Source organism: Ornithinimicrobium ciconiae (assembly GCF_007197575.1).
GTDB classification, from domain to species: Bacteria; Actinomycetota; Actinomycetes; order Actinomycetales; family Dermatophilaceae; genus Ornithinicoccus; species Ornithinicoccus ciconiae.
The window spans coordinates 300057-322754 of the sequence record NZ_CP041616.1; the positions used below are offsets into that span (position 1 = coordinate 300057).

Sequence of the window (22698 nt, forward strand, 5' to 3'; positions counted from 1 at the left end):
CGGCGCTTTGAGCGGGCGGGTGTTGGTCGCAACGGATGGAGGAGGCTAATGTCAGCATCCACGCGTCGACGCGACTGTCGGCCCGGGACCGAAGTGCACCAACCGCAACTGTTGAAGGGCTGACCGTCGTGAAGTTCCGCGTAGAACGCGATGTCTTGTCAGAAGCCGTCGCGTGGGTCGTCCGCGGGCTGAGCAGCCGGCCGCCGGTCCCCGTCCTGGCCGGCGTGCTGCTCCAGGCCGATGAGCAGGGCACCCTGACCCTGTCCGCCTTCGACTACGAGATCTCTGCGACCGTCACGGTCGAGGCCGACGTCACCGAGGGTGGCGAGGTGCTCGTCCTGGGTCGTCTGCTGGCAGACATCGCTCGCAACCTGCCCCACCAGGCGGTCGAGTTCGCCACGGACGGCAACAAGGTGCAACTCGTGTGCGGGTCCAGCCGGTTCTCGTTGATCCAGATGCCGGTTGCCGACTACCCCGCGCTACCGACCTCGAGCGAGAGCAGCGGCACGGTCGCCGGAGACGTCTTCACCAACGCCGTCAGCCAGGTGTCCATCGCCGCAGACCGCGGGGACACGCTCCCGATCCTCACCGGCGTCCGCGTCGAGATCGAGGGCGAGAAGATCACCCTGCTGGCCACCGACCGCTATCGCCTCGCGATGCGTGAGCTCACCTGGTCGCCGCAGGACACCAGCGTCTCCCACGTGGCGCTGATCCCGGCGCGCACGCTGTCGGAGACCGCCAAGGCGCTGGGAGCGGCCGGCTCGATCGAGATCGCGCTGGGCGATGCCGCCCGGGGCGAGGGACTCATCGGTTTCGAGGCCGGCTCCCGTCGGGCGACCACCCGATTGCTTGACGGTGAGTACCCCAAGGTCACCTCGATCTTCCCGACCAGCGTCGACACCGTTGCCGTCGTCGACACCCACACCATCCTCGAGGCCGCCCGCCGTGTCGCCCTGGTCGCCGAGCGCAACACCCCCGTGCGACTGCGCTTCTCCGAGGGGCAGGTCGCGATCGAGGCCGGCACCGGCGACGACGCCCAGGGCAGCGAGGCCATCGAGGCCACGCTGACCGGTCCGGAGCTGGAGATCGCGTTCAACCCGCAGTTTCTGCTCGACGGACTGTCCGCCCTCGGCACCCCGTTCGCCCGAATCAGCTTCACCCAGCCGTCCAAGCCGGCGGTGCTCTCCGGCCAGGCCGAGATGGACGGCGAGTCAGACGAGTCCTTCCGCTATGTGCTGATGCCGGTCAGGTTTGCCGGCTGACCACGAGGCAGAGCGCCACACTCCACACGCACCCGACCCACGAAGGAGCATGACCATGCAGTTGGGAATGATCGGACTGGGCAAGATGGGCGCCAATATGCGCGACCGTCTCCGCGCCGCTGGCCACGAGGTCGTGGGCTACGACCTCAACCCCGAGGTCCGGGACGTGGACAGTCTGAGCGCCCTGGTCGAGGCCCTGGAGGCTCCGCGGGTGGTGTGGGTGATGGTCCCCCACGGCGAGCCGACGCAGCAGACGGTCGACGAGCTCGGCTCCCTGCTGACCGAGGGCGACCTGGTGATCGAGGGTGGCAACAGCCACTTCACCGACGACGTCAAGCACCACGCTGAGCTGGGCAGCAAGGGGATCGGCTATCTTGACTGCGGTGTCTCGGGAGGCATCTGGGGCATCACCGAGGGCTATGGCCTGATGTGCGGTGGCGAGACCGAGTGGGTCGAGAAGGCGATGCCGATCTTCGACGCGCTGCGCCCGGAGGGACCCCGCGAGGAGGGCTGGGTGCACGCCGGTGAGGTGGGCTCTGGCCACTACGCCAAGATGGTCCATAACGGCATTGAGTACGGCCTGATGCACGCCTACGCCGAGGGCTTCGAGCTGCTCACCGCCAAGGACACCGTCAAGGACGTCGAGGGTGTCTTCCGTGCTTGGACCCGGGGCACGGTCGTGCGCTCCTGGCTGCTGGACCTGATGGTCAAGGCCCTGGAGGAGACCCCCGGCCTGGAGGGCGTCAGCGAGTACACCACCGACTCCGGCGAGGGACGCTGGACCCTGATCGAGGGGATCGAGAACGCGGTGCCGATGCCGGTGCTGAGCGCGGCCCTGTTCGCGCGGTTCGCCTCCCGTCAGGAGAACTCCCCCGCGATGCAGGCCGTCGCGGCACTGCGCGGCCAGTTCGGTGGGCACGCTGTGCAGATGCTCGACGAGGAGACCCCGCAGGTCCACCAGGGTGCCGAGCCCAAGCACGACGAGGGCACCGAGCGTCCCGGCGCGGGCGCAGAGGCCCCGGGCGGTCAGTCGGCAGGGTCCGAGGCAGCGGATGCTGGCCCCTCCTCCGGCTCCGGTGACACCGACGGGTCGTCCGCACCCGGGGCGGACGCCGGTCCCACCTCGGGCTCCGGCGACACCGACGCGGGCTAGCCCCGCGGCATACCGAGCACTCGTCCGACACGTCGTGCACCTGCGCCATCTCAGCGTCACCGACTTCCGGAGCTATCACGGCGCCGAGGTGAGTCTGACGCCCGGCATCACCACGCTCCTGGGACGCAATGGTGTCGGCAAGACCAACCTGGTCGAGGCTGCCGGCTATCTCGCCACGCTCGGCAGTCACCGGGTCTCCACCGATGCACCGCTGGTCCGGCACGGGGCCGAGTCGGCGATCGTGCGTGGAGCCGTGGTCCGGGAGGGCCGCGAGAGCATTGTCGAGCTGGAGATCTTGCCCGGGCGCGCCAACCGGGCCCGGCTGAACAAGTCACCCCAGACCCGGCCCCGTGACCTGCTCGGCACCCTGCGCACCGTGCTCTTCGCCCCGGAGGACCTGTCGCTGGTCAAGGGGGATCCGGCGGAGCGCCGCCGCTTCCTCGACGACCTGCTGGTCGCCCGTCAGCCGCGCTGGGCGGGGGTGCGCAGCGACTATGACAAGGCGCTCAAGCAGCGCAACGCCCTGCTGCGGTCGGGCCAGCACCTGTGGCGCGGTGGCCGCAAGCAGGTCCCCCAGCACCGACTCGCCCCCGGTGAGAGCGTCGAGGACGCGCGTGCAGCGGTCGAGTCGACCCTGGCCGCCTGGGACACGCAGGTCGCGCAGGTCGGCGCCGCCCTGACCTATGCGCGGCTGCGCCTCCTGCGCGACCTCGGCCCCTATCTCGCCGAGGCCTACTCCAGGATCAGCGACGCCGCGGCGCAGGCCCAGGCGACCTACCGCTCCAGCCTGGAGGGGTCGGTGGCCGAGGCGATCACCGCCGGTGAGGTGCCTGAGCAGCAGGAGTTGTATGCCGCCACGCTCGCGGTCCTGCAGGAGCGCCGCCGCGAGGAGCAGGAACGCGGCGTCACCCTGGTCGGTCCGCACCGCGACGAGCTGGTCCTGTCGCTGGGTGAGCTGCCGGCCAAGGGGTATGCCAGCCACGGAGAGTCCTGGTCGATCGCGCTGGCCCTGCGCCTGGCGTCCTTCCGGCTGCTGCGCCACGATGTGGGCACCGACCCGGTGCTCGTGCTGGACGACGTCTTCGCCGAGCTGGACTCCGGGCGTCGAGAGCGCCTGGCCGAGCTCGTCTCCGAGTGCGAGCAGGTGCTCATCACCGCGGCGGTCGCCGAGGACGTGCCGGCGTGGTTGTCGGGCCGCGGGACAATCCTGGACGTGGCAGACGGTGCCGTCGTGCCGCGGGAGAGCACTGAGCGGGACACTGGTGAGATGCCTGAGCGGGACACTGGTGAGATGCCTGAGCAGGAGTCCGGCGGATGACTGGTCCCGACGAGTCCGGTCCCGACAGGTCCGGTGCTGACGAGTCCGGGCCTGACGACTCCGAGGAGCGGGCGCCGCTGACTGCAGCGGCCGACGCGCTGGCCCGAGCCCGCGCCAGCGCTCGGGCTCGAGGGCTGCGACCGGGCCCGCTGGGCAAGAAGCGGACCGCAGGGCAGGAACTGGCCGAGCGCCGCTCCGGCACCGGTGAGGGCGCGGCACGGGACCCCAGGCTCCTCGGCGGTGAGGTCGACCGGCTGCTGAGCTCACGCGGTTGGGGCGCTGACGTGCAGGTGGGGGCGGTCATCGGCCGGTGGCCCACCATCGTCGGCGCCGAGGTGTCCCAGCACGTGCAGCCGCTCGGGTTCGATGGCACGGTGCTGACTGTGCAGGCAGACTCCACCGCCTGGGCGACGCAGATGAAGCTGCTGAGCAGCTCGGTGCTCGCGCGGATCGAGACCGAGGTCGGTGCGGGGGTGGTCACCGAGATCTCCGTCCGTGGACCGGCCGCGCCGAGCTGGCGCAAGGGCCGGTTGCGGGCACCGGGACGAGGACCGCGCGACACCTACGGCTGAGTGGGCTCAGGACTGTCTGGGGGCCCGAGGGATGAGGTCCACCCCAGGACTGGGGCTGTTTGATCGTCAAATTGCCGTTATCTGGCTGTGGAAGGCACTCTTCGAGGCTGTTGACAGGTAGACTGAGGAGGTTACCCCGCCCACACTTCCTAGGAGCCCCGTGGCCACTGTCGGACCAGACAATCCCCAGGACAACGAGCCGGAGATGCCGGAGCTCCCCGAGGCAACACCGCAGCAGGGGGACCCGGCATCCTTGGCGACCGACTCCGCCTACGACGCCAACGCGATCCAGGTCCTGGAGGGCCTGGAGGCGGTGCGCAAGCGGCCCGGGATGTATATCGGGTCCACCGGTGAGCGGGGTCTGCACCACCTGGTCTGGGAGATTATCGACAACTCCGTCGACGAGGCGATGGCTGGCTTTGCCGACCGCATCGACGTCACCATCCTCAAGGGTGGCGGGATCCGGGTGGTCGACAACGGCCGCGGCATCCCCACCGACATCCACCCCGTGGAGAAGAAGCCCGCCGTCGAGCTGGTGCTGACCCAGCTGCACGCCGGCGGCAAGTTCGGCGGCTCCGGCTACAAGGTCTCCGGCGGACTGCACGGCGTGGGCTCCTCGGTGGTCAACGCCCTCGCCGAGACCTTCGAGGTCGAGGTCCGGCAGCGCGGCTACGTGTGGCGTCAGACCTACAAGCTCGGGGTGCCTCAGGAGCCCCTGTCCCAGGACGAGAAGATCCCTGAGGACGAGACCGGCACGATCATCACCTATTGGCCCTCCCCCGACATCTTCGAGACTGTCAACCACGACTTCGAGACGATCCGGGCCCGGGTCCAGCAGACGGCTTTCCTCAACAAGGGCCTGACGATCGGGCTGACCGATGAGCGGCCCATTGAGGTCGTCCGCGACATCGACGCCCTCGAGGACGACCCGATCGACGGCATCGCCGAGGAGGACACGGACGCGACCCCGGATGCCTCCCCCACCGGCGAGGCCTACCGCAAGCCGCTCACCTACCGCTACGACAACGGGCTCCTGGACTATGTCGCCCACCTCAACAAGTCCAAGCGCAGCGAGGCGGTCCACGAGGAGATCATCGGGTTCGAGACCGAGGACAAGGAGCGGATGCTCGCCGTTGAGGTCGCGATGCAGTGGACGAGCTCCTACAGCGAGTCGGTCCACACCTACGCCAACGCGGTCAACACCCACGAGGGCGGCACGCACGAGGAGGGCTTCCGAGCAGCCCTGACCCGCCTGGTCAACGACTTCGCCCGCGCCAACAAGGTACTGCGCGAGAAGGACCCCAATCTGACCGGTGAGGACATCCGCGAGGGGCTGACGGCGGTGATCTCCGTCAAGCTCGGCGAGCCGCAGTTCGAGGGACAGACCAAGACCAAGCTCGGCAACTCCGAGGTCAGGGGCTTTGTGCAGTCCGCGATGACCGAGGAGCTGGGGCACTGGCTCGAGGCGCACCCGCGCGAGGGCAAGGAGATCGTCACCAAGGCGGTCCAGGCGGCCGCCGCACGCGTCGCCGCCCGCAAGGCGCGCGAGGCGACCCGGCGCAAGGGGCTGCTGGAGTCCGGTGGCCTGCCCGGCAAGCTGCGCGACTGCCAGAGCAACGACCCCTCGATCAGCGAGGTCTTCATCGTCGAGGGTGACTCGGCGGGTGGCTCGGCGGTGCGGGGTCGCAACCCGTTCAACCAGGCGATCCTGCCCATCCGCGGCAAGATCCTCAACGTCGAGAAGGCCCGCCTCGACCGGGTGCTCAACAACCAGGAGGTCAAGGCCCTGATCTCCGGGTTCGGCACGGGCATCGGTGAGGACTTCGACATCACCAGGGCGCGCTATCACAAGATCGTGCTGATGGCCGATGCCGACGTCGACGGCATGCACATCCGCACGCTGCTGCTCACCCTGCTGTTCCGGTTCATGCGCCCGCTCATCGAGCACGGCTACGTCTACCTCGCGCAGCCACCGCTCTACCGCATCAAGTGGTCCAGCGTGGATCACCAGTACGCCTACTCCGACCGCGAGCGCGACGCGTTCATCAAGGAGGGCCTGGCCAAGGGCTGGCGGTTGCCGAAGGACTCCGGCATCCAGCGTTACAAGGGTCTTGGTGAGATGGACTACTCCGAGCTGTGGGACACCACGATGGACCCTGACCACCGGGTGCTGCTCCAGGTCACCCTGGACGACGCGGCCAAGGCCGACGAGGTCTTCTCGGTGCTGATGGGCGAGGACGTCGAGGCGCGACGCGGCTTCATCCAGCGCAATGCCCGAGACGTGAGGTTCCTCGACATCTGATCACTCGGGGCCGCTGCCCCCGAGCCCCCCGCTGGGCGCGCCGCCCCAGCCCCCACGCACACCGGACCACCCGACATACGAGAAGGACAGGCGTGACCGACATCAACCCGCCGGAGACCGACCGCATCGAGGTAGTTGACCTCAACTCCGAGATGCAGCGGAGCTATATCGAGTACGCGATGAGCGTGATCGTGGCCCGCGCCCTGCCCGACGTCAGGGACGGGCTCAAGCCGGTCCACCGGCGCGTCCTCTACGCGATGTATGACGGGGGGTACCGTCCCGACCGCGGCTTCAATAAGTGTGCCCGCGTCGTCGGCGACGTGATGGGTCACTATCACCCGCACGGTGACAGCGCCATCTATGACGCCCTGGTCCGGCTGGTCCAGGACTGGACGCTGCGTTATCCGCTCGTCCACGGTCAGGGCAACTTCGGCACGCCCGGTGACGACCCGGCCGCGGCCGCGCGCTACACCGAGTGCAAGATGGCGCCGCTGGCCATGGAGATGGTCCGGGACATCAACGAGGACACCGTCGACTTCGTCGACAACTATGACGGCAAGACCCAGGAGCCGTCGGTCCTGCCCGCGCGCTTCCCCAACCTGCTGGTCAACGGCTCGGCAGGCATCGCGGTGGGCATGGCCACCCAGATCCCGCCGCACAACCTGGGCGAGGTCGCCGAGGGTGTGCAGTGGCTGCTGGACAACCCGGAGGCCAGCCGCGAGGAGCTGCTCGAGGCGCTCATCAAGATCATCCCGGGGCCGGACTTCCCGACCGGCGCCCAGATCATGGGGCGCAAGGGCATCGAGGAGGCCTACCGCACCGGGCGCGGCTCGATCATCATGCGGGCCAATGTCGAGGTCGAGGAGATCCAGGGACGCACCTGCCTGGTCGTGCGCGACCTGCCCTACCAGGTCAACCCCGACACCCTGGCCAAGAAGATCGCCGAGCTGGTCAACGACGCCAAGCTCAAGGGCATCGCCGACATGCGCGACGAGACCTCTGGTCGCACCGGTCAGCGCCTGGTCATCGTGCTCAAGCGCGACGCGGTGGCCAAGGTCGTGCTCAACAACCTCTACAAGCACACCCAGCTGCAGCAGAACTTCGGTGCCAACATGCTGGCGATCGTCGACGGCGTGCCCCGCACGCTGCCGCTGAGTGCCTTCATCCGGCACTGGGTCGAGCACCAGATCGAGGTCATCGTCCGGCGCACGAAGTTCCGGCTCAAGCGCGCCGAGGAGCAGATCCACATCCTGCGCGGCTACCTCAAGGCGCTGGATGCTCTTGACGAGGTCATCGCGCTCATCCGACGCAGCGCGACCGTCGAGGACGCCCGCGACGGCCTGATCGAGCTGCTCCAGATCGACGAGATCCAGGCCCGCGCCATCCTTGAGATGCAGTTGCGCCGCCTGGCTGCCCTGGAGCGTCAGAAGATCATCGACGAGCACGACAAGCTCGAGGCGATGATCCTGGACTACGAGGACATCCTGGCCAAGCCGGAGCGCCAGCGGCAGATCATCAGCGACGATCTGGCCGAGATCGTCGAGAAGTTCGGCAACGAGCGTCGCACCCAGATCGTGGCCTTCGACGGCGACATGTCCATGGAGGACCTGATCCCCCAGGACGACGTGGTGGTCACCATCACCCGGGGCGGTTACGCCAAGCGCACCAAGGTCACCGAGTATCGCCCCCAGAACCGCGGGGGCAAGGGGCGCCGCGGTGCCGCACTGCGGGCCGACGATGTCGTCTCCCACTTCTTCACGACCAACACCCACCACTGGTTGCTGTTCTTCACCAACCTCGGCCGGGTCTATCGTGCCAAGGCCTATGAGATCCCCGAAGGTGGACCGACGGGCAAGGGCCAGCACGTGGCCAACCTGATGGCCTTCCAGCCCGGCGAGGAGATCGCCCAGGTGCTGGCCCTGGAGAACTACCAGGTGACTGACTACCTGGTGCTGGCCACCCGCAACGGGCTGGTCAAGAAGACCCGGCTCACCGACTACGACTCCCCCCGCTCCGGCGGGCTGATCGCGGTCAACCTGCGCGACGGGGACGAGCTGGTGGGCGCCGGTCTGGCCGGCCCGGAGGACGACATCCTGCTGGTCTCGGTCAAGGGCCAGTCCGTGCGGTTCACCGCCACCGACACGACGCTGCGGCCGATGGGACGGGCGACCTCGGGCGTGACCGGCATGAAGTTCCGCGGGGAGGACCGGCTGCTGTCCATGTCGGTCGTGCCGGAGGGCAGCGACCCCTTCGTCTTCGTGGTCTTCGAGTCCGGCATGGCCAAGCGGACCCCGCTGTCGGCATACCGCGTGCAGGGTCGTGGCGGACTGGGCATCAAGGTGGCCAAGGCGACCGACAAGGGTGGTGACCTGGTCGGGGCCCTGACCGTCGAGGAGGGCAACGAGGTCCTGGTCGTCATGGAGCGCGGCAACGTGGTGCGCTCGGCGATCGACCAGGTCAGGGTGACCGGCCGGGACACCGCAGGGGTGAAGTTCGCGACCCCGGGCAAGGGTGACTCGATCGTCGCGGTCGCGGTCAACACCGAGTCCGCCCTGTCCGAGGAGATCGAGACCATCGAGACCGATCCGGACGCAACGACTGCGGACGCGGGAGTCACCGGTGATGCGGTCACGACCGGCGATCATGCACTACCGTCTGTGGAGTCGGCGGACGTCGACGAGCCGTCCCCCGAGGCCGAGGTGGTCCCGGGTGACGACGCCACGGACGCCGATGAGCCCGACACTGGAGGCGAGTAGTGAGCACGACTGGTCCGAACCCGGCCGGCACGGCCGGCGCACAGACGCGGCCCGCCGCGGGCGACGAGACCCAGAAGATCCGCCGTCCGGGCACCCAGACCGGTCAGGGGACTGGGCTGCGCGACGGTGCGATGGCCCGCACCGCACCGCGCCGGGACCTGAGCGCCGCCGCGGCCCGCGCCCGGGGCGGTAGTGGCTCCCCGAACGCTGCTGGCAGGAGCCGCAGCACCGCGCGGTCCGCCCCTGGTCGTCCGGTGCGCCGCACCGGGCCCCGTCGGGTGCGCCTGGTGCTGCAGCGGATCGACCCCTGGTCGGTCATGAAGATCTCATTCCTGGTGTCCGTGGCACTGGGCGTCGCCACCGTGATCATGGTGGCCGTGCTGTGGACCGTCCTCAACGGCATGAACGTCTTTGCCACGGTCAACGACCTCATCGTGGAGATCACCACCGGTGAGACGTCCTCGGACACCTTCAACCTGATGGACTATGTCGGCTTCGGTCGAATCGTGTCGCTGGCCGTGGTGATCGGGGTCATCAACGTGATCCTGCTGACCGCACTGGCGACGCTGACCGCCTTCCTCTACAACGTGTGCACCGCGCTGGTCGGCGGTGCTCAGCTCACGCTGTCCGACGAGTGAGATCGTCCCGGCGTCGCCGCGGGGCATGATCCCGCGGCGCGCCCCGCTCCACAACCCTGCGCGTGTGGGCAGTTTTACCCATATCGCCAGACCCTCGCCGGTGCCTAGCCTACGAGAGTATCCGTGACAGCAGTCCCGTGACCTCTCGCTAGGAGCCGCTATGCAGCCGTTGTCCCGTCGTGTGCTCGGCAGCCTTGCCGTGGTGTGCCTGACCACCACCGGCGTCTCGACAGTCGCCTTCGCCGGCGGCAGGGACCACCACCCGCCGGACCAGGACGGCAAGGTCATCGCCACCGGGCTGAACAGCCCCAGACACCTCACGGCTGCCCCCAACGGTGACCTCTATGTCGCCGAGTCAGGCACCGGTGGTGACGACTGCGTGGTCCTCGGTGAGGAAGGGCCGGTCGTTGGTGAAGGCGGTTCCCTGGTGCCCTGTGGCAGCTGGGACCCCGAGGAGCACCCGGACTGGTCAGAGGTCCGGCTGGGCGACACCGGATCCATCACCAAGGTGTCTCGCAAGGGCGGCCAGGACCGGATCGTCACCGGACTGCCCTCTGTCGACCTCGGTGGTGGGGAGAGCACCGGCCCCAGCGACGTCTCGGTCAGGGGCAACACCCTGATGGTCACCGTCGGGCTGGGGGCTCCTCCAGAGATGCGGGACGCGATGGTGCAACTTTTCGATGACGACACCTATGAGGACCTCGCGACCGTCCAGGAGATCAGCTTCCGCGGCCGGCACCGGGTCATCATCGAGGAGTTCGCGGACCTGGCCCAGTTCGAGACCGACGTCAATCCGCACCCGGACTACCTCGACACCAACCCCAACGCGATCGTGCGTGATCGGCACGGCTGGTTGGTGACCGATGCCGGCGGCAACAGCGTCCTGCGACTGAACCACGGGGACCTGTCGACCGTCGGTGTCCCTCCGGGTGGGATGGCTGAGGCTCCGCCCTTCCTGGGGCTGCCTCCCGGGACGATGATCCCGTTCGAACCGGTGCCCACGGCCGCCGAGCGCGGCCCGGACGGAGCCGTCTATGTCAGCCTGCTGACCGGCTTCCCGTTCCCGGTCGGTGGCTCCACGATCGTGCGGATCGACCGGCACGGCACTGTGTCCGAGTGGGCCAGCGGACTCACCAACGTCACCGACCTGACCTGGGCCAACGGCAAGCTGTATGCCGTGCAGCTGGCCAACAACGGCCTGCTGTCCGAGGACCTCACCGGCTCCCTGGTGCGGGTGAAGAAGGGCTCTGACACGCACAAGGTCATCGCTGACGACCTGTTCGCCCCCTACGGTGTCGCGGTGAGCAAGGGCCATGCCTACGTCACCACCGGCGCGGTCGTTCCCGGTGGCGGAGAGGTGCTGCGGTTCCGCCTGCACTGATCGCCCTCTGACGGCCATCGACTCCTGAACGACGGCTTCCGAGTCCTTTCCCGGGGGAGCCGCCGGCGGGTGGACGGCACTGGGACCCTGTCTGCACAGGCAGGGTCCCAGGCCAAGGCGCGTCGTTGGTCTAGTACCCGCGGGTGAGGACCCGCTCGCGTGCGGAGGCGAGGGCGGAGCCGGACTGACGCCGCGACATACGGCGCAGGGCGATCGGCGCGAGGACCAAGCCGATGACCACCCAGACCCCGAGCACCCCGAAGGTCTCCCAGGTGCGCCACGACTCCCCGATCTCCAGGGCCACCGCCTCGGCGGGCAGGATCACCGAGCGGAAACCCAGACCCAGCCAGTAAACCGGGAAGATCTGCACGACCCACTGCAGCCACTCTGGCAGCCCCGTCACGGGATAGAACAGCCCGGAGACGGCGCACAGGCCATAGATGACCATCGTGGTGAACAGCAGCGCCATCGGCCCCTTGAAGATCGAGCCCAGCACGGCACCCAGCGGCAGCATGGCGGCGATGGTCAGCGTGGACAGCAGCAGCAGGCGGATCCATCCCCAGGCGGTCGTGGGGGTGACGCCGTCGACGAGGAAGCCAGCGCCGATGATGATGACCGCCATCGGCAGGAGCGTGGTGACGATGCTGGCAAAGAACTTGGCGATCAGGTGACCGGTCATCGCGTGCGGCACCGTCTTGGCGCGCAGCAGGGTGCCGTCGTCCCGCTCGGTGGTGATCTCTCCGGAGACACCGAGCACCCCTCCGCTGATGATGCCGAACGCGAGATAGGCCGGCACCAGGAACTGGCCGAGCGACAGGGCGCTCTCCATCACCGGTGAGTCCCGCAGCCAGAACAGGACAGCGAGCATCACCGCCGGGCCGAGCAGGGCGAAGAGCACCATCGGCGACATGATCTGCAGCCGCAGCTCGATCCGGGCCCGTCGCAGGGCAGCACGCAGGACGGTGGGCATCTCAGGCCTCCTCGCGGGTGGGCTCGGGGTCGGCCGCCGGGGCGTCGTCGGTCCCCTCAGGAGGTATGCCGAAGCTCGCCTCCGGCGTCTCCGTGCCGGTCTCGACCTGGCGGACGAGGCTGAGGTAGGCCTCCTCGAGCGAGGCCCGGCGCACCTCAAGGTCCTCGATCTCTCCCGGCTCGGCCAGCACCGTGCGCAGATAGCTCACCGGGTCCTCGGTCGACTGGGTGTGCAGCTGCCCGTCGCGCCGAAAGCGCACCGAGGCGCTCGCCGACATCCGGTGGCGCAGGTCGTCGGGGCTGCCGTCGGCGACGATCGTGCCGCCGGCCAGCACCAGGATGCGACTGGCCAGGATCTCTGCCTCCGTCAGGTCATGGGTGGTCAGCAGGATCGTGGTGTCCAGGTCCGACAGGGACCGGATGAGCTCATGGAAGTCGCGGCGCGCCTGCGGGTCGAAGCCGGCGGTGGGCTCGTCGAGGAAGAGGACCTCCGGGCGGCCCAGCAGTCCGACCGCCACGTCGAGCCGGCGGCGCTCCCCTCCGGAGAGCCGGTCGAGGCGGCGCAGCGTCTTGTCGCCCAGCCCCACCCGCTCGATGAGGTCAGCGGTGGGCCAGGGGCGTTCGACCTCGGGGGTGGCGTAGTCGGCGTAGTACAGACTGAGGTAGTCGAGGAACTCACCGACACGCCACTTGCCGTGGTCCCGCCAGGACTGCAGGACCACCCCGACCCGGGCCCGCCAGGCCTCACCCGCAGTGTGGGGCGTCTCGCCCAGGACCTGCACCTCGCCGGCCGACGGCACCCGGAAGCCCTCCAGGATCTCGATCGTGGTGGTCTTGCCGGCGCCATTGGGCCCCAGCAGGGCGACCACCTCCCCCCGCCCGATGCTCACGGTGACATCCCTGAGCACCTGCGTGGCGCCATACGTCATCTGCAGGTTGTGGGTCTGGATCGGTGGGACGGTGTCGCTCATCGGGCTCCCTGTGACCACGGCGGCTGTCGGGGATAAGTAGATCATCGGGCACGGTCGCGAGCATCATGCGCCGGGGTGGTTCACCGCCAGCGTCCACGAGCCGCTCACTTTGGAGCAAGCCGCCCCGATGGGGTAATCTCATGCGGCGCGTGTCCGTCGGGCACAGCACCTCCCCGGGCCTATAGCTCAGACGGTTAGAGCGCTTCCCTGATAAGGAAGAGGTCACAGGTTCAAGTCCTGTTAGGCCCACCAGCAGCACCCCAGCCCCCAGCGCTGGAGCAGTGTCGGACCCGTCATGCCGCTCGCACCAGTGCGACCATGGAGTTTCACACCGCCGATCTGGGACATGAGCGTGCACTATGGCCAGCATCACCTCCTCCGTCGCGCTGAGCCTGGCGCTCGTCGCCACCATGGCCGGGCAGACCTACCCTCCCGGCACACCCGACGCCTATCAGGGTCCGCCTGTCGGGGCAGTGGCCCTGCACGACGGCAGCACCTGGGTCCAGCCCGGTGCGCACTGGGGCAGCGCGGTCAGTGACAGTCCTGCGGCGACGCCGGCCGATCCGCGCAACGACTACCCCGGCTACTACGCCGACGGTTGCCACGCCCCGAGGACGGCGACGAACGTCCCCGCGGGGTGCGTCTACGGGGATCCGAGCAGCGCGCAGACCTGGATGCTGGTGGGCTCCAGCAAGAGCGGCTCCTATGGCGACGCCCTGATCAGCCTCGCCGAGCGGGAGGGTGCGGCACTGCGGGTGGCGACCCAATCGACAAACCCGTTTGCGCCGGGTTCCGGCAGCGGTGCCGCCCGCGCATTCAACGACGCGGTCCTGGCCGAGATCACGCGCGTCGGACCTGAGGTGGTCTTCCTGGCTGCCTCTCCGTCCGCCGCCTTCTCCTACGACGTGGGCCCGGTGGTCGAGCGCGCCCTCGCCGCTGGCGCCGGACACGTCGCTCTGCTGTGGGACCCGGGCATGGCGGACAAGCCGGAGCTGAACGAGGCCGCCGAGCAGGTGGCCGAGCAGGACGGCCGGGTCAGCTGGGTGGACGTGTCCGACTGGGTCCACCCGGGAGGGACCGACCCGGCCGCGATCGGCGGGGTCACCGTTGCTGGCGCAGGCAGTCACCTGACGGCCACCTATGCGTTGACCTTGACAAACCCGCTGGCCAGCGAGCTGCACGAGGCCGGCCTGGTGGACGGCGATCCCGATGTGGTGATGCGGGTCGCGGGCCGGGACCGCTACGAGACTGCGGCCTTGCTGTCGACGACCAACTGGGGTGCCCACGCCGGGGACCTCTATGTCGCCAGCGGCACGGACTTCCCGGATGCCCTCGCGGCGGGAGCGCTCAGCGGTGATCGCGACAGGCTCCTGCTGACCCGGCCCAGCCGTCTGCCGGTCGTGACGGCAACCGCTCTGGCCGCACTGGTCGCCCCGGAGTACACCCGCATCGTCATTGCCGGCGGGCAGTTGGCGGTGTCGGGTGCTGTCGAGGTCGCCCTGGGCGGACATGCTCCGACGGTCCGGCTGGCGGGCAAGGACCGTTATGAGACCGCGGCGGTCCTCGCCCGGGACGCGCTGGACGGACAGCAGGTGGACACGGTCTTCCTGGCCAGCGGCGAGAACTATCCCGATGCCCTCGCAGCCGCCAGTCATGCCGGCCCGGATGATGCTCTCCTGCTGACCAAGCCGGGCACCCTGCCCCTGGCCACCCGGGCCGCCCTGACCGACCTCGACGCTCGGCTGGTCGTCCTCGTCGGCGGCACGGGCGCGGTCAGCGCTGATGTTGAGGACCAGGTGCGGGGCTTGGGGTTCACGGTCGAGCGGGCCGCCGGCGTGGACCGCTACGAGACGGCGGCGGCCCTCTTCGCGCACTCTGGCGTGGACACCGGCACGGTGCTGGTGGCCACCGGCCGCGACTTCCCAGACGCCCTGGCGGCTGGCCAGGTCGGCCCTGTCGTGCTGACCCGCACGACGAGCCTGCCGATCGCGAGCCGCGGCATCATCCGGGCCATCGACCCGCAGACCGTCACCATCGTCGGTGGTCAGAGCGTGGTGACGGGTGCGGTCGAGAGCCAGTTGCAGGACGTGATGGCCGACTGAGCGGCACGACGGTTAGGAGGCAGCGGCCCCCCGCGGGTATCCTGTTCGGGCACATCCACACCGAGGAGCACTCATGAAGCGTCTGCTGGCACTGGCAGCTGTGGCGGCCGGAGTCCTGGCCGTCGCCAAGAAGATGCAGGACGAGCAGGCCGAGCGCGACCTGTGGGCCGAGGCGACTGACGGCGTCAGCGAGCAGGCCCCGGCCAACTGAACAACCGCCGGCTCGGTCCGGCACCCTTCGGGGGCCTTGGCGCAATTGGTAGCGCACCTGCTTTGCAAGCAGGGGGTTAGGGGTTCGAGTCCCCTAGGCTCCACCGCAACCGCAGGTCAGAGGCCCTTCCCGATCATTGGGGAGGGCCTCTTTTCGCACCCGTACCCTAGATACGTACTGCAACGGGCTCATGCGCTGAGTTCCCGAACCTTTCGACATCCACAATGTCCACCTACACGGACATCACAGAAACTTCATCGGTGTGATCTGCACTCAGTGAACATGTCATGCATCTCGCCGCGCAGGTGCCTGTGGCGGGTATCGGGTTGGTGGCGGCTTCGACCACCGCGACCCGCGCACCAGGGACCCGGATCTGCACACCCATGTCGTCGTCTCCAAGAAGGTGCAGTTGCTGCCGGAGGGGGGCGGCCGGTGGTTGACGGTGGACGGGCGGATGCTGTTCAAGTCCACGGTGATGGCCTCCGAGCACGACAACACCCACCTCGAAGCCAGACCAGAACGCACGATCACGCCTCCCTCGCAGGTCCCTTTCCCGGGGTCCGTGAGCGTGCCGAGAACTGCTCGATCAGGGCCGCGGCCTCGGGAGTGTTGACCCGCGCCGCGATGGTGGCCGCCTCATCCGCGGCGTGCGTGTCCCGATCCACCTCAAAGGCCTGGCGCAGCAGCCGACCGGCGTGGCCGTGAGCGCCCGTTGGGCCCTCAGCCAGAGTCTGGACGAGGTCACGCGCGATGGTCTGAGCCCGCTCATCGTCGGCCACCCGGGCCACCAGGCCCCACTCCTGCGCGGTCTGCGCTGAAAGCATCGTGCCGCCGATCGCCATGTCCAGTGCCCGCTGCAGGCCGATGACCCGCGGCAGCAGATAGGACACCCCGCAGTCGGGGGTCAGGCCGACCCCGGCATACGCCCACACAAACTTGGTCGAGCGGGCGGCGACCACGATGTCTGAGTTGAGCACGAACGCCAGCCCGGCACCGGCGACCGCTCCCTGCACGGCCGTGACGACGGGCTTGGCCAGGTCGGCGAGACGACGCAGCTGCGCCTCCAGCATGGTCGCCAGCTCATGCAGGTATGCCGATCGCTCACCCTCCGCAGCGGCCATGAAGGAGGCGACGTCCCCACCCGCACAGAAGCGGGCACCCGCGCCGGTCAGCAGCACCGCGCGGTGCCGCTCGTCCTGCGCCTCGTCGAGCGCCTCCCGCAGCGCCAGGGCCGCGGGAATGTCGAAGGCGTTGGCCGCCTCGGGGCGGTCCAGGATGATGTGCAGCACGGAGCCGTGCACCTCGGTGCGCACACCCCGGGGCTGGTCGTTGGTCATCAGCCGTCACGCAGCTCTCTCTTGAGGATCTTGCCCGAGGCGTTGCGGGGCAGATCGTCGATGAAGGTGACCTGCTTGGGCACCTTGAACGCCGCGAGCTGGCCGCGGACGTGCTCGATCAGGCCCGCCTCGTCGACGTCCGCCTTGCGCACCACGAAGGCGGCGATCGCCTCGACCCACTTCTCGTCGGGCACTCCCACCACCGCGACCTCGGCCACCGCGGGATGGGTGTAAAGGGCGTCCTCGACCTCGCGGGAGGCCACCAGGACGCCACCGGTGTTGATCACGTCCTTGATGCGATCGACGACGAAGATGTAGCCCTCCTCGTCGACCCGGACCAGGTCCCCGGAGTGGAACCACCCGTCGGCGAAGGCCTCGGCGGTGGCCTCCTCGTTGTCCCAGTAGCCGTCACACAGCTGCGGTGACCGGTAGACGATCTCCCCGCTCTGTCCGACCGGCACCTCCTGCGCCTGGGCGTCGACCACCCGGGACTCGACGAAGAGCACCGGACGACCCGCCGAGTCGGGTCGCGTCGCATGGTCCTCGGGGCGCAGCACGCAGGTCAGCGGGGCCACCTCGGACTGGCCGAAACAGTTGTAGAAGCCGCACTCGGGCGCCTTGTCCAGCAGCCGCTTCAACACCGGGCCCGGCATGATCGACGCGCCGTAGTAGGCCTTGCGAAGGCCCGACAGGTCGCTCGCCGCAAAGTCGCCGTGATTGGCCACCGCAACCCAGAGCGTGGGAGCTGCGAAGAAGGCCCGGTGACCGTCCTGCTCGATCCGCCGCAGCACCTCGGCCGGATCCGGCACCTCCAGCACCGTGTTGGTCGCGCCGATGGCCAACCACGGCAGGAGGAAGACGTGCATCTGGGCCGAGTGATAGAGCGGCATGACATGCAGCGGGTTGTCGTCGGTGGCCAGGTCGAGCTCGACGATGCAGGACAGGTACTCGTGGACGAGCGCCCGGTGACTCATCATGGCCCCCTTGGGCCGGGAGGTCGTGCCCGACGTGTAAAGCAGCTGCACGAGGTCGTCGTCCGCCACCTCCACGTCGACCACCGGCACCGCCCCCTCGGTCGCGACCGAGATGACCGACCCCTCGGCGTCGCGCAGGGGCACCCGGTGGGCCAGGCCGGCCAGGGTCGCCTCCGGTATGCCGGCGAGTGAGGTCTCGAGGGCGGGGTCGAGCAGCAGCGCGGTGCTCCCGGACTGCGTGAGCAGGTAGTCTAGCTCGCCGCCGAGCAGGTTGTAGTTCAGCGGGACGTGGATCAGGCCGGCTCGGGCGCACGCCAGGAACCCGATCAGGTAGGCGTCGCTGTTGCGTCCCAGCGCTGCCACGCGGTCACCGGCGGTCAGGCCGAGCCCCAGCAGGTGGGCAGCCACCCGGCTGACTGCGTCGTCGAGGTCCTGATAGCTCCAGGTCCGGTCCCCGAAGATGAGCGCAGTGCTGCCTGTGTAGCGCGCGGCGCTGCGCCGCAGGATCCCGTCAACGGTGCTGGAGCGGGTGAGCAGTGACATGACGCCTCCTGGACTCGGGGGCCGCGTCGGCCCGACGGACCCACAGTATCGACATGGTCAGAGCTGCGCGTCCCATGATTCTTGACAATACCTTGACTGTGCTGCAACACAGTCTTGACGCATTCTTTGCACCGGCGACCTAGACCCTCATGCTACTAGTCGGTAGTCTGCATTGTTGCTCTGATTTAATCCGCACCGACCGAAGTATTCTTTCAAGGGGTCACGACGTGTTGTCCGACACCGCTGAGGATCTGGCCTCGTTTGCCACCACACTGCGCGAGGCGATCGATCAGCGAGGCCTGGGGCTAGGGCGCATCGTGGCCCGCCTGGAAGAGGCAGGGACCCCGGTCAGTGCGGCGACCCTCAGCTATTGGCAGTCCGGCCGGTCGCGACCTGGCCGACGCAGTTCGCTGGACTGTGTGAGCACTCTCGAGCAGATCCTCGAGCTGGCGCCAGGTCACCTGGTCGGGCAGCTCGGGCGTCCGGCCGTCCGGGGACGCAACCCGCAACCACCGACCTGGAGCGAACTGTGGAACGAGGTGCCCGCGGTCGTCTCCGCCTTCGAGCAGATCACCAGCAGCGTCGATGACCACCTGACCAGGGTCAGCTATCACGACCGGGTGCAGGTGGGTCCAGACCACACCGAGCGGAGCACCTGGACCCGCCAGATCATGCGCAGCGAGCGCGACGGGGTCGACCGGTTTGTGGCGATGTACGGCAACGACGACCCGCGCAGCCCCCTGCCGCAGGCGCGTGCCCTGCAACGCTGCGAGATCCTCCGGACCACGAGCGAAGCGGGCAGCGGGGTGGTCGTCGTGGAGATGATGCTCCCCCGGCCGCTGCGTCGTGGAGAGTTCGTCACGGTCGAGTACGAGTTCGTCCAGTCGGCTCCCTACCCGCCCGCCCACCGCTATGAACGGCGGCGGCGAGGAGCCAACCGACAGTACGTCCTGGAGGTGCTCTTCGACGGCCAGGAGCTGCCCGCCCGGTGTGAGCGGTACTCCCAGGTGGTGGATGGGGAGGAGGAGTCCGAGGAGCTCTATCTGGACCCCGACCACGGGCTGCTGCTGGTCGAGCTCGACGGCCGGCCGGGTGTCGTCGGAGCCCGTTGGGACTGGCCTGAAGGCGCCGCCTGAGCCTGCTGCACGCTGTCCGGCGGCACCTCGTCGGGCGCCTGAATGGCGCCCTATTTGCCGACCAAAAGGGTCCTACTTCTAATTGTTAATCCTTGTGAACGTGCATTGTCTGCCGCACAGTTGGGGCACCGCGTCGACGACGAGGCGGAGAAAGAGGACATGATGTCGAAATCATTCATGCGACGGGCTGGCGTGCTGGCCGCCAGTGCGATGGTGGCGCTGGTCCCCCTGGGTGCCGCGGCGGCTGGAGACTCCGGAGACCGGAGTGCCCCGCCGGACCGGGCCAGTTCTCTGGAGGGCTCGCGCTCCACAACGGCACCCCTGATCGTGCCTGACGGGACCCCCATCAAGGACCGTTACATCGTCGTGCTGGACAAGGACGCATCCTCGGCGACCCTCGCCGCCACCCAGCGCGCCAGCACGGCCGACGGTGCCCGGGTGCTGCAGACCTATGACACCGTCCTGACCGGCTTCACGGTCGAGGCCTCGAAGCGGACCCTGGCCGACCTGCGCCAGGACCCCAACGTGGCCTACATCGAGCAGGATGCCACCGTCTCGCTCGCCGCTTCCGGCACCGAGTCCAACGCGACCTGGGGCCTGGACCGCGTCGACCAGCGGGACCGCCCGCTGAACGGCAGCTTCAGCTACGCCGCCAGCGGCGAGGGCGTGACGGCATACGTCCTGGACACCGGCATCCGCACAGCGCACTCCGAGTTCTCCGGCCGCGCGAGCGCGGGCTACTCCGCCATCAACGACGGGCGTGGCGCACAGGACTGCAACGGCCACGGAACGCACGTGGCCGGCACGATCGGCGGGGAGCGCTATGGCGTCGCCCAGGACGTCGATCTGGTGGCTGTGCGGGTCCTGGACTGCGCCGGCTCGGGGTCCTACTCGGGCATCATCGCCGGCATCGACTGGGTGACCGGCAACGCCTCAGGTCCCGCGGTCGCCAACATGAGCCTCGGTGGTGGCAACTCCAGCGCCCTGGATCAGGCCGTGCGCACCTCGATCAACTCGGGCGTCACCTACGTCGTGGCAGCGGGCAATGACAGCGCCAACGCGTGCAACGGGTCCCCGAACCGAGTGGCCGAGGCGCTGACGGTCGGCTCGAGCACCAGCAGCGATGCCCGGTCCTCCTTCTCCAACTACGGCAGCTGCGTCGATCTGTTTGCCCCCGGCTCGAGCATCACCTCGGCCTGGCACACCAGCAACAGCGCGACCAACAGCATCAGCGGGACCTCGATGGCCGCGCCGCACGTCGCCGGCGCCGCCGCGCTCTATCTGGAGGACAACCCGTCCGCCTCGCCGAGCAGCGTCAACGCCGCCGTGGTGAGCAACGCCACCCCCAACCGGCTCACCGGCATCGGGACCGGCTCGCCCAACCTGTTGCTGCACACCACCTTTGGCGCCTCGAACCCGGGCCCGGATCCCGACCCGGACCCCGCACCCGGCTGTGACCTGTCGCAGAGCGAGTCGGGCACCCTGTCCGGCTCCGGCGCCTACCGCTACCACCCCGGCAGCAGCGGCAGCTACTACAGCGGCTCCGGCACCCACGTCGGCTGCCTGTCCGGGCCGACCGGTGCTGACTTCGACCTCTACCTGGAGAAGTGGAACGGCTCCTCCTGGGTGCGGGTCGCCTCGAGCCTGAGCACCGGCTCGCAGGAGCAGGTCACCTACGCAGGCACCGCGGGCTACTACTCGTGGGCAGTGCACTCCTACCGCGGCTCCGGCAGCTACACCTTCGCCCTCGACCGACCCTGACCCAACACCCGCTTGACTGACGGCCGGCAGCACCTCCCGAGCTGCCGGCCGTCACCCTGCGCTCGGACATCCTGCCGTCGGACATCCTGCACCCGACCGCTCAGGTCGGCAGGACGTCCTCCGGGCGGGGCCGACGCACGGAGTGGATCTGCCCGAGAGTGCCCCACTCGTGCCCGCCCAACCGGCTCAGTGGGTCGAGGGCTCGGGCGTCCACGCGGCCCGCGCGCAGCACCTGCTCCTGCACGGTGATCGCCTGCACGAGGCCCAGGACCACGACGCTGTCACCGACCGGCACGGTCGAGTGCAGGCAGCACTCGACCGACGCGGGGGATCCTGCGACGCGCAGCGGACGCACGGTCCTGCTCGCCTCCATCGCGATCCCGAGCAGGGCCGCCTCATCGACGGAGGCCGCCACCTCGGCGCTCGTCCCGTTGCACTGCTCAAGCTGGGCAGCCGTCACGATGTTGACGACAAACTCGCCGGTGGCGAGCACGTTGGCCAGCGTGTCCTTGTGCCCCACGGACGTGAACGAGACCACCTGCGGGACCGCGGAGGCCACCGAGAAGAACGAGTGCGGCGCGAGATTGCCGACCCCGTCCGCACCGAGTGTGGAGACCCACGCGATCGGTCGCGGAAGCACCACCGAGGTCAGCAATTGATAGGCGTTGACTCCCTCGTCACCGGGTCGAAAGACCGCCCGCGGCGTCGACCTGGCTGGCCCGTCCGGCATACGGTCTAGAGGAACTGGGTCGGGTCGAAGTCGTCGATCGGGATGATCCGGATGCGCGGCAGCGGCGAGGTGAAGGCCCGCACGTCGTGCTCCAGGTCATAGGCCTCCAGACCCTGCTCCAGCAGGCGGTTGAACCCACCGTTGCGGAACTCGGCGAAGGCGACGACGGCCACCCGGCGGTCGGTCCCGAGCAGCGGCTCGAGATCTTCGAGGAAGTCACCGTCGTGGCTGACGAGCATCACGTCGCCGTCGCGGTCGGCCATCGCCTGCAGGGTGCGCTGGATCGCGATGTCCACGATCTTTTCGTCCGCCGGACCGGACAGCGGCACCGGCAGATAGCCGAGGGCCTTCAGCGCCTGGATGAAGGACATCGGCATGCCCGAGGAGGCGTTGAGGAAGAACAGGCCGCGCGGTGAGCCTCCCCATGTCTCGCGGGTGAACTGCATCAGCCGGTCCCAGCGCGGCCGCTCGTGCGGCTCCGGTCGGCGGTTGAGGATCGAGGTGCCGAGGGTGGCGTCGATGTTCTCACCGTCCACCAGCAGGTATGACGTGGGCTGGGTGTGGTCGTCCACCCTTACCTCC

The 22698-nt window shown here is 68.9% G+C and carries 18 protein-coding genes, 2 tRNA genes and 1 pseudogene; 15 read left to right on the top strand and 6 right to left on the bottom strand.

What is annotated here, in order from left to right; all coding sequences use genetic code 11:
- Nucleotides 1-128: 128 nt before the first annotated feature.
- The 8 genes from dnaN (at nt 129) to FNH13_RS01425 (ending at nt 11382) form a co-directional block, all read left to right on the top strand.
- The gene (gene dnaN, locus FNH13_RS01390) at nt 129-1262 is read left to right on the top strand and encodes a DNA polymerase III subunit beta (RefSeq protein WP_143781803.1); all 1134 of its coding nucleotides are present in this window, start codon (nt 129-131) and stop codon (nt 1260-1262) included.
- A 55-nt stretch (nt 1263-1317) separates the two neighbouring features.
- Nucleotides 1318-2415 carry a phosphogluconate dehydrogenase (NAD(+)-dependent, decarboxylating) gene (gene gnd / locus FNH13_RS01395; RefSeq protein ID WP_229576555.1) on the top strand — a complete coding sequence of 366 codons (1098 nt, stop codon included), beginning with the start codon at nt 1318-1320 and terminating at the stop codon, nt 2413-2415.
- 34 nt (nt 2416-2449) lie between these two features.
- A complete protein-coding gene (gene recF / locus FNH13_RS01400; RefSeq protein WP_143781805.1) occupies nt 2450-3733 on the top strand; it encodes a DNA replication/repair protein RecF in 1284 nt (427 codons plus the stop codon).
- Entirely contained in the window at nt 3730-4305 is a 576-nt protein-coding gene (locus FNH13_RS01405; RefSeq protein ID WP_143781806.1) for a DUF721 domain-containing protein, read from the top strand. Before recF ends, FNH13_RS01405 begins: the two co-directional genes overlap by 4 nt.
- A 205-nt stretch (nt 4306-4510) precedes the next feature.
- A complete protein-coding gene (gene gyrB / locus FNH13_RS01410; RefSeq protein ID WP_143784883.1) occupies nt 4511-6607 on the top strand; it encodes a DNA topoisomerase (ATP-hydrolyzing) subunit B in 2097 nt (698 codons plus the stop codon).
- Nucleotides 6608-6759: 152 nt separating this feature from the next.
- A complete protein-coding gene (gene gyrA, locus FNH13_RS01415) occupies nt 6760-9363 on the top strand; it encodes a DNA gyrase subunit A (RefSeq protein WP_229576651.1) in 2604 nt (867 codons plus the stop codon).
- Nucleotides 9363-10001, top strand: a complete 639-nt coding sequence (locus tag FNH13_RS01420) for a DUF3566 domain-containing protein (protein ID WP_228266525.1) — start codon at nt 9363-9365, stop codon at nt 9999-10001. The genes gyrA and FNH13_RS01420 overlap by 1 nt, the downstream gene beginning before the upstream one ends.
- Before the next feature lie 160 nt (nt 10002-10161).
- On the top strand, nt 10162-11382 hold the full coding sequence (locus FNH13_RS01425) for a ScyD/ScyE family protein (protein WP_143781808.1): 1221 nt from the start codon (nt 10162-10164) through the stop codon (nt 11380-11382).
- A gap of 130 nt (nt 11383-11512) precedes the next feature.
- Here the strand turns inward: FNH13_RS01425 and FNH13_RS01430 are convergent, their stop codons facing one another.
- Nucleotides 11513-12352 carry an ABC transporter permease gene (locus tag FNH13_RS01430; RefSeq protein ID WP_143781809.1) on the bottom strand — a complete coding sequence of 280 codons (840 nt, stop codon included), beginning with the start codon at nt 12350-12352 and terminating at the stop codon, nt 11513-11515.
- Between the two features lies 1 nt (nt 12353).
- Nucleotides 12354-13322, bottom strand: a complete 969-nt coding sequence (locus FNH13_RS01435) for an ABC transporter ATP-binding protein (RefSeq protein WP_202878842.1) — start codon at nt 13320-13322, stop codon at nt 12354-12356.
- 175 nt (nt 13323-13497) lie between these two features.
- Between FNH13_RS01435 and FNH13_RS01440 the strand changes: the two genes are divergently transcribed.
- From FNH13_RS01440 to FNH13_RS19905, 5 genes and pseudogenes are all read left to right on the top strand, one after another.
- Nucleotides 13498-13574: transfer RNA gene (locus FNH13_RS01440), tRNA-Ile, on the top strand.
- 107 nt (nt 13575-13681) lie between these two features.
- Complete coding sequence (locus tag FNH13_RS01445) at nt 13682-15424, top strand: cell wall-binding repeat-containing protein (protein ID WP_143781810.1); 1743 nt, start codon at nt 13682-13684, stop codon at nt 15422-15424.
- 73 nt (nt 15425-15497) lie between these two features.
- Entirely contained in the window at nt 15498-15635 is a 138-nt protein-coding gene (locus FNH13_RS18905) for a DLW-39 family protein (protein WP_165699971.1), read from the top strand.
- Between the two features lie 30 nt (nt 15636-15665).
- Nucleotides 15666-15738, top strand: a tRNA-Ala gene (locus FNH13_RS01450).
- 237 nt (nt 15739-15975) lie between these two features.
- Nucleotides 15976-16248, top strand: a pseudogene (locus FNH13_RS19905) (relaxase domain-containing protein); the annotation flags it as partial.
- Here the strand turns inward: FNH13_RS19905 and FNH13_RS01460 are convergent.
- Nucleotides 16163-16972, bottom strand: coding sequence for an enoyl-CoA hydratase/isomerase family protein (locus FNH13_RS01460; RefSeq protein ID WP_143781811.1), 810 nt, complete (start codon nt 16970-16972; stop codon nt 16163-16165). The pseudogene FNH13_RS19905 and the gene FNH13_RS01460 overlap by 86 nt on opposite strands.
- The gene (locus tag FNH13_RS01465) at nt 16972-18489 is read right to left on the bottom strand and encodes a fatty acyl-CoA synthetase (protein ID WP_143781812.1); all 1518 of its coding nucleotides are present in this window, start codon (nt 18487-18489) and stop codon (nt 16972-16974) included. Before FNH13_RS01465 ends, FNH13_RS01460 begins: the two co-directional genes overlap by 1 nt.
- Before the next feature lie 227 nt (nt 18490-18716).
- Between FNH13_RS01465 and FNH13_RS01470 the strand changes: the two genes are divergently transcribed.
- Nucleotides 18717-19625, top strand: a complete 909-nt coding sequence (locus tag FNH13_RS01470) for an XRE family transcriptional regulator (protein ID WP_143781813.1) — start codon at nt 18717-18719, stop codon at nt 19623-19625.
- 162 nt (nt 19626-19787) lie between these two features.
- A complete protein-coding gene (locus tag FNH13_RS01475; RefSeq protein ID WP_228266526.1) occupies nt 19788-21386 on the top strand; it encodes a S8 family peptidase in 1599 nt (532 codons plus the stop codon).
- A 100-nt stretch (nt 21387-21486) separates the two neighbouring features.
- On the opposite strand, the gene FNH13_RS01480 is transcribed toward FNH13_RS01475, so the two are convergent.
- Together FNH13_RS01480 and FNH13_RS01485 are read right to left on the bottom strand one after the other, a co-directional pair.
- Nucleotides 21487-22116, bottom strand: coding sequence for a flavin reductase family protein (locus FNH13_RS01480; protein WP_143781814.1), 630 nt, complete (start codon nt 22114-22116; stop codon nt 21487-21489).
- 5 nt (nt 22117-22121) lie between these two features.
- The gene (locus tag FNH13_RS01485; protein ID WP_143781815.1) at nt 22122-22688 is read right to left on the bottom strand and encodes an NYN domain-containing protein; all 567 of its coding nucleotides are present in this window, start codon (nt 22686-22688) and stop codon (nt 22122-22124) included.
- Nucleotides 22689-22698: the final 10 nt, after the last annotated feature.